Genomic DNA, 11652 nt, shown 5'->3' with positions numbered 1-11652 from the left:
ATGTCAACAACAAAAATACAACTCAACACCATTGAAGAAGCTATTGAAGACATTCGTCAAGGTAAAGTGATCATTGTCGTAGACGATGAAGATCGCGAAAATGAAGGTGATTTTCTTGCTGCCGCTGAAAAAGTGACTCCTGAAATGATCAATTTCATGGCAACACACGGACGTGGACTAATTTGCGCTCCACTTACTGAAAGCCGTTGTAAAGAGTTGGATTTAAAACCAATGGTAACCAACAATACCGATCATATGGAAACTGCTTTTACCGTTTCTGTAGATTTAAAAGGTAATGGTGTAACTACTGGAATCTCTGCTTCAGACCGATCTCAAACCATAGTGGCATTAACAGACCCAAATACCAAACCTCATGACTTAGCACGACCAGGGCACATTTTCCCTTTAGTTGCCAAACAAGGAGGTGTACTAAGAAGAACAGGTCATACTGAAGCTGCAATTGACTTTGCAAGACTAGCGGGCTTTAAATCTGCTGGGGTAATTTGTGAAATTCTAAACGAAGACGGTACCATGTCTCGCTTACCTGAACTAGTAAAAGTTGCTAAGAAATTCAACTTAAAATTAGTTTCCATCGAAGACCTTGTTGCTTACAGAATGCAACACGATAGTTTGATTGTAAAAAAAGAGGATTTTGATATCGAGACTCGTTTTGGGACTTTCCGCTTAAGAGCCTATGAGCAAACAACAAACAAACAAATTCATATTGCTTTAACTAAAGGAACTTGGAACTTAGGAGAACCGATCTTAACTAGAATCAATTCCTCTCAAGTAAACAATGATTTATTAGGTACTTTGACCCGTAATGCAGAACAACAACTAGATGATATGTTCAAAGTCATTAATGAGAACGGTAAAGGAGCCGTATTATTCATTAATCAAGACATGCAAGCTGTCAACTTGCTTAATAGAATTGCAGAGCTTAAAACACTACAAGCGCAAGGAACAATGAAAGCACCAAAAGTAATCATTGATAGCAAAGATTTTGGAATTGGAGCACAAATACTTCATGATATCGACATTTCTAAGATTAGACTAGTATCGAACACCGAACAAACTAAGCGTGTTGGAATGATAGGTTACGGACTTGAAATAACAGAATACGTAAAATATTAAAAACAATTATAGAGAAATTAGGCCTCATCTTCTAAAATCTCAAAAGCATACTCATAAAGCTGTTTTTCCAAGTATAACGAATCAATGATTAGTATATTAGGAAAAACAGCTTTTTAACTTCGAAGCAAATCCATTCTAGTTGCAGCACCAGATCTAGTCAAAAAAAAATCATCTCATGTAGTCCATCACTTGAATTGATAGCCAAGATACTTAGAGATAAAAGAACAAATTACAAAAATCAACTTGATACTTCAATAAAACAAATGAGTTCGGACTTGCCTAAGAGCGCTATTTTAGGCACATTTTCTTTTTTTAGTGGCAACAAAAGCAAAAAATTCATCCCATTTATTGATCATCTTCTACTTTAACGAAAAAATATTTCAAAAAGTAATTACTGATTATTAGACATTTAAAAACTAATTCAAAATAATCCTCAAAAAAGCTCTAGAAAAGTTTTCACAATCGGAAAAACGTCTTATATTTGCACTCGCAATCAGAAATTGATAGCAACATACTGGAGAAATGGCAGAGCGGTCGAATGCGGCAGTCTTGAAAACTGTTGACTGTAACAGGTCCGGGGGTTCGAATCCCTCTTTCTCCGCGAAAAGCACCTCAACGAGGTGCTTTTTTCATTTCAATACTTTCCTTACTTTATAAAGTCACTTGCAATTCACATAATGATATGAAGATCAAACTTCAGTCTAGAACACGGCCCCAGATAACTTCGGAGATTTCCATCATGTCATCATTTGTCTTAAACACAAAAAAACAGAACACCATATTCTAACGTTAATTTTGATTTTTACTTTCCCATAATGTATCAGGATATTTTTTTTTGTAGTTGTAATTTTACAAATTTTAATTATATTCGCAAAATACAAAGCCTCAATAAGTGCTACCGAAGCTTTAGTTCAATATTTGTTATAATGGATTTAGCCCCTTATTTATTCCATAACTCACTGTAATTGCAAAGGCAAATCTTAAAAAAAACTATATCAGAAAGAGACAACATTCACATAAAGACCAATAACCAATAGAAATTTAAAAAGAAAATGAAAAAAGCTACCTATGTACTAATTACCTTGATTTTTATCTCTTTTCTGACAACCAGCTGTGTTAAAGATGATAATTCTGACCGTACAATTGTAGTAACTGCAACAGTATATCACAAATATGTAGATCACACTATTTTCCCAGGGAATACAACTATAAAAGGCATTAAAATTAAAGAAACTAATTCGAGCGAATGGCAGACTTTGCCTTCAATTGAAAGTTTTGATTTCGTTGAAGGTTATGAATATCTAGTTAAACTTCGAAAAACTTATTTAGCAAATCCGCTGCAAGATGGGAGCAGTATTATTTATAAATTAGATGAAACAATATCTAAAACACCAAAACCATAAAACCGTTATACAACAAATAAAGTTACATCTTGAAGAAAATACAGGTGTTGAAATACAGCTCATTTACACAGCCTTATTCCATCAATAGCGCCTGCTCCAAAGCACTTAATACAACCTACAAAATACGCGTGATGAAACAACAACGAATTGAAAAGAATTAAGCTTTACAAGTACTCAAAATATTACTAAAAACCTGGAATAAAATGTTCGATTAGCATATCCATCACTCCGTAAATATCAAATCAAATTATAAGCCTTCGTTACAAAAGACAAAGAATTTTAAAAGTGTAATAGCCAAAGGAAAATGAAAAAGTATAAATCAAAAATTGGTCTTGAACTTACTATTCCCTTGGCAATTATATTTGGCTCGATGCTGTGTGCCGGTATATTAAGTAAAAATTTGAATATGATACTTATTGCTTTAATTGTAACTGCATTTATCTGTCATATGTTTAGCACAACTGAATATATCATTGATAAAGAAAGCTTAAGAATTAAATGTGGTTTTTTCATAAATACCGTTGTGGATATTAACAGCATTCGAAAAATTTCAGAAAGCTATAACATATTAAGTTCGCCGGCAGCTTCTCTTGACCGACTGGAGATCATACATGACAAGGAAAGCGTCTTGATCTCACCCAAGGACAAAAAAGACTTCATAGATGCTCTTAAAGCCATAAACCCTAATATAGAGGTGGAGTATAGAAAAAAAACAAAAGACACTACCTAATATTTTTTTCTTTACTTCATAAAATAGATCAGAGTGACAGAAAATATTAATGGTCTTACAATAGCTCAAAGACAGCCTTTTACAAATCCAAATAAAATAAAGAATAACCTTAGTTCCAATAGAGCAATTACTTTGCAAATACCATTTAAGTCTATTGAATATTTTTTTTTCAGTTTAACCAAAATAAAGTAAAAAGAATCAAAAAAACATCTTATATTTGCACTCGCAATCAGGAAATGATCGCAACATACTGGAGAAATGGCAGAGCGGTCGAATGCGGCAGTCTTGAAAACTGTTGACTGTAACAGGTCCGGGGGTTCGAATCCCTCTTTCTCCGCGAAAAGCACCTCAACGAGGTGCTTTTTTCTTTTCAATACTTTCCCAAATCTTCTATTTCAGAGCAATTTTCCAAATAATGGCCTTTTGCAAAAATAAAAAACCCATCCAAGACAACTCGGATGGGGTAAAAAAAAATCTACAAATTAAACTCTTGCTATTTCTTATAACTTAAACCATCATTAAACCAGAATAAGCCATACTCTTTTCCTTCTTTGTAACCAGGTAGGTCTTCTTTGTTATTGATAACAGCATCATCACTAATTGGTGTTGTAAAAGGCATTTTTCCAGTAGGGTTAAATTTGCCTGAAATAACATCCAGCAAGGCTTCATTAGATGTCCCAAATGTAGCCAAAACAGCCGCAAACCTATTTTTTGTCTGATCGTTATAGATCTCGTTAATCACAAATGGATTGGTATAATTTACGACCAACACTGTAGGTTTCTTTGCCGTTAATGTATTGATATACTCTACATTTACAGCACAAGATGACAAACTAACTTTTAATGGCTCTGATGTGGACTCAAACAGTGGTTTCACTACTGGTTTAACCCATAAAAGAATGACATCTGCCTGTTCTGGCGTACTAACAAATTCTAATCCGTTTAGATTTGCACCTTTGAAAACATCACCTGGTTGAGATAAATCTCCACCATATTTTTTAGCATAACTTTCAAAATAAACTTTGGTTGCTTTTTTCAGAGGCAAGCTACTCTTATCATTACGCAATAGAACAATTGATTTACGATGAGCCGTTTCTGCTAGCTTAGTAAAATCTTTGCTTCCCACTAATTTTTCTGCAGCTTGCACGTCAACATAAGGATTTTCGAAGATTCCTAGTTTAAACATTTCCTCTAATAATAGTACTACAGACTCATCGATGTACTTCTTGTCGATCAATCCTTTCTTAGCTGCACTTAATAATAAGCTTGGATTTGCATTCCCAGCGAACATATTTACACCCGCTTCCATCGCTTTAGCATAACGCTCTTCCACGCTAATACCTTCTACTCCCCAAGGCATTTGGTCTATAATTCCCGTATCTGAATTAATAATTCCTTTGTACCCCAATTGATCTCTTAATAGATCGCGTAAAATCCCTTTGTTGTAAGCATAAGCCACTGCTTCGTATTTTGTGTCTTTTGGAACAGAATAATAAGGCATAATAGACGAAGTTCCGGCTTTAATAGCTGCTTTGAATGGAATTAAGTTTTGCTCTAACTGACCTCCTGGAAAAACTTCAAATCTTCCCCATGAAAAGTGAGGGTCATGCCCTTTTTGCGTTGCCCCACCACCAGGGAAATGCTTCACAGTTTGAGCCACAGATTGGTTTCCTAATTGATTCCCCTGAAACCCTAGTACAATTTGCTCAATAACAGCTGCTGCTAATTGTGGATCTTCCCCGAAAGTTCCCTCAGTACGTTGCCATCTTGGTTCTGTCGATAAATCGGCCATATACATATAACCTTTACGCAAACCTACAGCAGTCCATTCTTGTCTTGCCGTTTCAGCAAATTGTCTTATTAAATCATTATCTCGCATGGCCGCCAAACCTAATTCTGTAGGCCATTTAGTAAAGGAAGTATTGGCTAAATTTGTTCCAGCAGCAGCAGCGGAGGTTAAATGATTTCGTGGGTTAGAAGTCACCAAAGAGGGAATTCCCAAGCGTGTATTTTCTGATAGTGTTTGTAAATTATTGGACCATTCTGCTAAAATTTTAGTAGAAGTATTGGTACGTAAGATAAAATGTCTCAACTGGAACTCAGTAACACCTTTTGTTGTTCCTGCCGCATTCATTACTTCATTTGGCAATGCCTCCTGTGTAAACATATTGAATTTAGAAACCTTATCTTCTTCGTTGAAGCCCGATTCCACAGCGGCAACATTTTTCTTTTCGTCAGCTCCCCAACCCCACTCATTTTTCATACGAGTGTCACTGATCAAAAGCATGCCTACTTTTTCTTCAATTGTCATTTGTTGTAGTAGATCCAAACTTCGTTCGTTTGGAGATAAACGCCAATCTTCGTATTTATCTAGTTTTCCATTTCTGTTTAAATCTTTAAATTTAAGATTACCAATGGTTATAATTTTAGCTGAAGTAGCTTTTAAAACTGGTTGTTTACCTGGATCTTCACTTTTAGTTGTCCAAGAAACGAATACTGTTACAGATAACAATACCAAACTTATTTTACCTATATTATTTCTCATAAAAAATTATTTTTATATTATTAAAATTTAAAATTCACACCAAATTCAACTGTAAAAGGACGTATATACGAACCTGCCATTGCCATTCCGATGCGCTGATTAGCTTGTTCTTGCGTGTATAGATCAGTACCGGAAATCGTACCTTTTGCGCCTCTTTGATTCAATAGATTTACTACAGTTACATTAAAATCTATTTTATCGTTCCATTTATAATTGGCTCCAGCAAATGTTTCCCATCGAGGTGCGAAATAAAGTGTATTGGCCAGATTCGCATACGTTTTACTGAAGTAGCGACCACTTGCCCAAATTTTCAAATCATTGAAAGTATAACTTGGGTCAATTTCTAATAATACTTTAGAAACACCTGTTACCACTTTTTTGGCAAAATCAAATTCAACTTCTGATCCATCACTGAAGATTGCTGTACCACTATACTTTTTGTATTCTGGTGATTGTAAAGTTACTAAGAAATGAATATTAAAGTTCTTGAATGGATTAGACACAATATCTGTGGTCCAACCCATCGTTTTAATATCATATTGTACAGGGGTAGAGTTAACCAAACCAGAAACAGGATGCGAAAAGCGAGAATTAGCACGGTACTGATCTCTTTGAATGTAAGTTCCCTTTGAAACCACATTAAACAAAGGATGATTAAAATAAACTCCAAAACCTCCCTCAGGAATTTTAGAGGTTTGAATGTTTGGATCGTTTCCTGCTGTATAGGTTACCAAATGCCCGGTCTGTTCATTATAATTGGCTTCGGCTAACAAACCGAATCTACCCGTCATTTTGTATACAGCCGATACCATGAACGATTTTCTAAACCAATCGTCACTAACAGCTGTTTTTTCACCTAAAACATGATCTAACCCTAATTTCTTATCTTGATAGCTTCCTCGTATATTTTGATAGGTAAAACGAGCCCCTAGATTTAACGAAAGTCGGTCAGAAACGTCCCAATGATCTGTAAAAAATAAAGCCGTTTCATTTTCAGAACCATCGTGGAATTCCAATATTTTATTGTATTGATTTGCAATATTTCCAAAGGAATCGGTTGTTCCTGCTAAACTCAATTTTCTAGGATTCGCTTCTACGGATTGTAAATAATTTACAGATTCTGTGGTAAAACCATCTATCGTATAATTCCATTGATTGAGCCCCATTTTCACATCGTGTTTTCCAAATTTCTTTTTTAATTCGGCTACGGATGTTAACGATTTTATTGGAACCGATGGTGAACCCAAAACCAAATCGGTTTGCACATACTGACCATTATATTTATCGCCAGTGTCGTGATAGTTATAATCTTCACTATTGCGTTTTACAATATTGGAAACTGTGTTTAAAAAAATTCCTGATCTTGCAGAGTGCAGACGAACTGTATAATTTAATTCGTAATTATTTTTGAAGGTGTTCTTACCGATTACATCGATGGTACTACTCTCTGTAGCATAATCATCTGTAATATCTCTTTCCACCATATTTCCTGTTTTAGCATCCTTCATCCACATTTTCCCCGATTGCTCTAAATAAGAATTACGGCCAATTTTAAAACCATCTAATTCCGACACTTTACCATTTTCACCATAGATAAATGGATGTGATTGGCTAAGCGCAACAGGGGATTTTGTATTCATATACTTGTACAATACCGAGATAGAACCCTTTCCACCGGTATAAGAATAATCTTTTGTAAGCGCTGCTTTGAATAGCTTGGTATTATCACCAAAGAAAGTGGGATAAGTTGGTGCTTTGTAGGTGCCTGGATCTAAATTTACATAAGCACCTAAACTATACTTCCAGCCATTTTTTATTGGGCCACTTACGTTTGCAGTAGCTTTTATAAGACCAAAATGGTTTCCACTTAAATTCAGCTTCCCTTTAAATTCATTGGTACCTAAATTATCAAAAGAACTTACCGAAAAACCAACATCTCCAACATTAATAGCCGTTTGACCAAGATCCAGTAGATTTACTCTATTGATCATGGCATCAGAACGCCAAGCTTTGATGGGCATTTCTGGCCAATAAATATAAACGACAGGTAATCCGTTTTCTAAAATGGTCGTTCCTCCCGTCCCTGCGGGCAAACCAATGTTTACTTCCCTTGGCCCCGTATTGTTTGCAGCATTCAGCATCACATTTCTGTCGTTACCTTCAGTCGTTTTAGGAGCCACTTTTATAGAATCTGTTACAGCTTTGGTTTGAGCAGATAATGCTGAACCAAGAACACTGAAAACTATTAGCGAAATTTTTTTTATTTTCATGATTACATCTAACTATTGGAGTTATTTATTCAAATATTGTATGGCATATTAAAAAACGTAGAACGTTAAGGTGTTTTTCCCCTATCTCAGTCTCCCTTCTTTGTTAGCACATCATTTTCGTAACTTTAATCAAAACGAATACCCTGTTAACGGTACATTAATCCATCCACTAATTTTTCTGAACTTTTTATTTTCTCGGTTTGACCATAAATAACACTAGAGAAGATCACATGCAGCATTAAAATATTTTTCTTCATAATTTTTTTGGTTTAATATATTTTTTTTGGTTATTGTTAAATTAAATTTGTTTTTTCAATTTAATTACGTGTGCGTACACGGAATTTTTTCAAGCGCTAATAATAAAAAACCGTGTACGCAAACATAAACTTATTTTTTCGATATAAAGACAAAATAATCAATCATTCAAAGAATAAAACTAAAAATTTAATTATCCTTAATTTTAAAAACAAATCACTGAATATCTCTTATTTTTACAGCAGAAAAGCAGGATTTAGCAACAATGTATCAATAAAAAAAACTTTCTGTTCTTTCAAAAAGAAAGCGTAATTTAATAAGCAGTCTCAAAAAACAGCTAATTTGTATTATAAATCTTTAATTTACTTATTATTAATTGTTTACCAATACTATTCACCGCTAAACAATCGGTTTAATGTCAAAAAAAAAGTGGCTACTTTGTATAAAAAAGCCTATCTGAAAGAGTTCTCGGAATCTGTAATTTCCTTCCATTAAAAAAAAATAGAAGCCTTCTACGAATTCGTACCATTATAACATTTATAAATCCTGTATAGGAGCATACTTAGGTACCAACATCTTCATTATTGACCAAGCCAATAAATAAGCTGTCGCACAAAAAACAAACACTAAAGCGTAACCCGTTTTAATTTCCCCCAATGACTGGTAATGATCAATTAATGCTCCAGCCACTTTTGTTACTAAAACCCCTCCTATTCCTCCAGCCATACCTCCTATTCCGACCACAGAACCAATCGTTTTTTTTGGAAACATATCCGATACAGTGGTAAAAATATTAGCTGACCAGGCTTGATGAGCCGAAGCTCCCAAACCAATAAGAATTACCGGGATCCAATAACTAATGTGACCTAAAGGTTGAGCCATTAAAACCACGAGCGGAATTAAGGCAATGATTAACATCGCTTTCATTCTTCCGTCATAAGGTGTAAAACCCTTTTTTATAAAATAGACGGGAAACCATCCCCCTCCAATACTCCCAATCATGGTCATGCTATACAAAACAGCCAAAGGAATAACGATAGCGGTATCTACCATATTAAACTCTGCTTGAAGGTATTTTGGTAACCAAAATAAAAAGAACCACCAAACACCATCAGTCAAAAATTTTCCAATTACAAAAGCCCAAGTTTGTCGGTAACCTAATAACTTAATCCAAGCCACCTTCTCTGTTGTTTCAACTATCTGTACGGTGGTATTGTCCTTTTCACTGGTAATATAATCATATTCTTCTTTGGATAATTTCTTTTGATTTTCAGGCTTTTCATATAACGCTTTCCAAAACAAAATCCACAAAAAACCGATTACACCCACTGCAATAAAAGCAGCCTGCCATCCCCAATGAACCGCAATCCATGGCACCGTTAATGGGGCTAATATTGCACCTACATTTGAGCCTGAATTGAATATCCCTGTTGCCAAAGCACGTTCACTTTTTGGAAAATATTCCGCCGTAACTTTAATCGCGGCAGGGAAATTACCTGACTCACCAAAACCTAGAACAGCTCTGGACACCATAAACCCCGCAATCGATATCGGAACAGCACTAAGTCCAACCCACGTCAATACATTGGTAAAAACACCTCCAATAGCTATTGAATAAGCATGCATGATTGCCCCAATTGACCAAATAGTAATCGCTAGAATATATCCCTTCTTAGTACCTAATCTATCTATGATTCTTCCAGCAAAAAGCATGGAGACAGCATACACAAACTGAAACACAGCAGTGATATTAGCATAATCAGTATTAGACCAATTGAATTCTTTCGATAAAGCCGGCGCCAATAAACTAAGCACTTGTCTATCGAGATAATTCACTGTAGTAGCAAAAAACAACAACCCACAAATGGTCCAACGATAATTCTTGATTTTAGTATTCATTTGTGGGTATTTTTAAATAGTTTAAAGCATTATTAAAGCATATGTTTTCAATCATTTTACCAATCAAAGCTGGATCATCTGGAAGCAATCCTTGTTCCATCTCATCCCCGAGCTTATCGCAGAGGATACGACGGAAGTAATCATGGCGTGAAAAAGACATAAAACTTCTCGAATCGGTTACCATACCAACAAAGCGACTTAACAAACCGAAATTAGATAACACATCTATCTGATTTTCTATTCCCTGCTTTTGATCCAAAAACCACCAGGCAGCCCCATATTGCATTTTACCCGGAATTGGCCCTTCATTGAAATTAGCAATCATGGCCGCGACCATTTCAGACTCACTTGAATTTAAATTATAAACGATTGTTTTTGCCAAACCGTTTTTACTATTGAGCGTATCAAAAAAACAAGCCATTTTCTCCGCATTATTAGGTGACCCAACAGAATCAAAACCATTATCAGGACCCAATTTTTGATTCATTCTACTGTTATTGTTTCGAATAGCACCAATATGAAATTGCTGCGTCCATGATTTTTCATGGTTCATTAATGCCAGTTTAATCAATAATGTCGATTTGTATTTTTCAATTTCCAGAGGACATAGGCTATCTCCTTTTGTGGCTTTATCAAAAATTAAAGCAACCTCTTCTTCTGTTGCATCCTCAGCATAATAAGTGCCATGTCCGTGATCAGAAGCTCGACATCCCATTTGATGAAAAAAATCATGACGTTCTTGAAGCGCTTTTACCAAAACTTCAAAAGAACCAATAGTGTAACCCACGCATTGCTCCAGTTTTTTAATCCAAAGTTTAAAATCAACTGTATTTTCAATATTCACGGCTTTATCAGGTCGGAAAGTGGGTACTACCGTTATTTCAAACTGATCTTCTTGGATTTGTCTATGATAGCGTAAATCATCAGTGGGATCATCTGTGGTTCCTACTATATGTACACCCATTTTTCGCAATAAATTTTTAGTCGAAAAATCAGCCCCTTGTAATAAAGCAGTGCAAGTATTAAAAACCGCTACTGCGTTTTCAGCATTTAACAATTCTTCTATACCAAAATACATCTTCAACTCCATATGAGTCCAATGATACAATGGATTTCTCAAGGTATAAGGTACTGTTTCTGCCCATTTTTGGAATTTTTCTAAATCAGTAGCATCCCCCGTAATATAGTGCTCGTCTATACCATTTGCCCGCATAGCTCTCCATTTGTAATGATCCCCTTCAATCCAAATTTGGGTTAAATTTTCAAACTGGCGATCTTCAGCTATATCTTTTGGTGACAAATGATTGTGATAATCTAATATAGGTTGTGATTTAGCATATTGGTTGTATAATAACTTCGCTGTGTTACTCTGCAACAAAAAATCGGCTGATATGAATGATTTACTAGGCATAACAA

At 35.2% G+C, this 11652-nt stretch carries 7 protein-coding genes and 2 tRNA genes; 5 read left to right on the top strand and 4 right to left on the bottom strand.

Annotated features, from left to right (window positions below):
- From ribB to AC51AA_RS17280, 5 genes are all read left to right on the top strand, one after another.
- Entirely contained in the window at positions 1-1134 is a 1134-nt protein-coding gene (gene ribB / locus AC51AA_RS17300; protein ID WP_500703442.1) for a 3,4-dihydroxy-2-butanone-4-phosphate synthase, read from the top strand.
- Between the two features lie 516 nt (positions 1135-1650).
- Positions 1651-1735 (top strand) — tRNA-Ser (locus AC51AA_RS17295).
- A 451-nt stretch (positions 1736-2186) separates the two neighbouring features.
- Positions 2187-2537, top strand: coding sequence for a DUF4377 domain-containing protein (locus tag AC51AA_RS17290; protein WP_500703441.1), 351 nt, complete (start codon positions 2187-2189; stop codon positions 2535-2537).
- A gap of 304 nt (positions 2538-2841) precedes the next feature.
- Complete coding sequence (locus AC51AA_RS17285; protein ID WP_500703439.1) at positions 2842-3267, top strand: PH domain-containing protein; 426 nt, start codon at positions 2842-2844, stop codon at positions 3265-3267.
- A 252-nt stretch (positions 3268-3519) separates the two neighbouring features.
- Positions 3520-3604, top strand: a tRNA-Ser gene (locus AC51AA_RS17280).
- A 156-nt stretch (positions 3605-3760) separates the two neighbouring features.
- Here AC51AA_RS17280 and AC51AA_RS17275 read toward each other — a convergent pair.
- From AC51AA_RS17275 to uxaC, 4 genes are all read right to left on the bottom strand, one after another.
- On the bottom strand, positions 3761-5812 hold the full coding sequence (locus tag AC51AA_RS17275; RefSeq protein ID WP_500703438.1) for a glycoside hydrolase family 3 protein: 2052 nt from the start codon (positions 5810-5812) through the stop codon (positions 3761-3763).
- Between the two features lie 20 nt (positions 5813-5832).
- Positions 5833-8082, bottom strand: coding sequence for a TonB-dependent receptor (locus tag AC51AA_RS17270; RefSeq protein ID WP_500703437.1), 2250 nt, complete (start codon positions 8080-8082; stop codon positions 5833-5835).
- 792 nt (positions 8083-8874) lie between these two features.
- Positions 8875-10236 carry an MFS transporter gene (locus AC51AA_RS17265; protein ID WP_500703436.1) on the bottom strand — a complete coding sequence of 454 codons (1362 nt, stop codon included), beginning with the start codon at positions 10234-10236 and terminating at the stop codon, positions 8875-8877.
- Positions 10226-11647 (bottom strand): glucuronate isomerase, encoded by a 1422-nt coding sequence (uxaC, locus tag AC51AA_RS17260; RefSeq protein WP_500703435.1) that lies wholly within the window; start codon positions 11645-11647, stop codon positions 10226-10228. Before uxaC ends, AC51AA_RS17265 begins: the two co-directional genes overlap by 11 nt.
- Positions 11648-11652 lie beyond the last annotated feature (5 nt).

The sequence above is a fragment of the Flavobacterium sp. OHVDL-2026-0007 genome (genome assembly GCF_059882335.1).
The sequence above is the reverse complement of the archived record's forward strand: the minus strand, read 5'-3'. Positions and strand labels throughout refer to the sequence as shown.

Excerpts from the sequence above, each read along its gene's own strand:
- AC51AA_RS17290 (WP_500703441.1), top strand. The coding sequence starts at position 2,187 with ATGAAAAAAGCTACCTATGTACTAATTACCTTGATTTTTATCTCTTTT.
- ribB (WP_500703442.1), top strand. The coding sequence starts at position 1 with ATGTCAACAACAAAAATACAACTCAACACCATTGAAGAAGCTATTGAA.
- AC51AA_RS17285 (WP_500703439.1), top strand. The coding sequence starts at position 2,842 with ATGAAAAAGTATAAATCAAAAATTGGTCTTGAACTTACTATTCCCTTG.
- uxaC (WP_500703435.1), bottom strand. The coding sequence starts at position 11,647 with ATGCCTAGTAAATCATTCATATCAGCCGATTTTTTGTTGCAGAGTAAC.
- AC51AA_RS17275 (WP_500703438.1), bottom strand. The coding sequence starts at position 5,812 with ATGAGAAATAATATAGGTAAAATAAGTTTGGTATTGTTATCTGTAACA.
- AC51AA_RS17270 (WP_500703437.1), bottom strand. The coding sequence starts at position 8,082 with ATGAAAATAAAAAAAATTTCGCTAATAGTTTTCAGTGTTCTTGGTTCA.
- AC51AA_RS17265 (WP_500703436.1), bottom strand. The coding sequence starts at position 10,236 with ATGAATACTAAAATCAAGAATTATCGTTGGACCATTTGTGGGTTGTTG.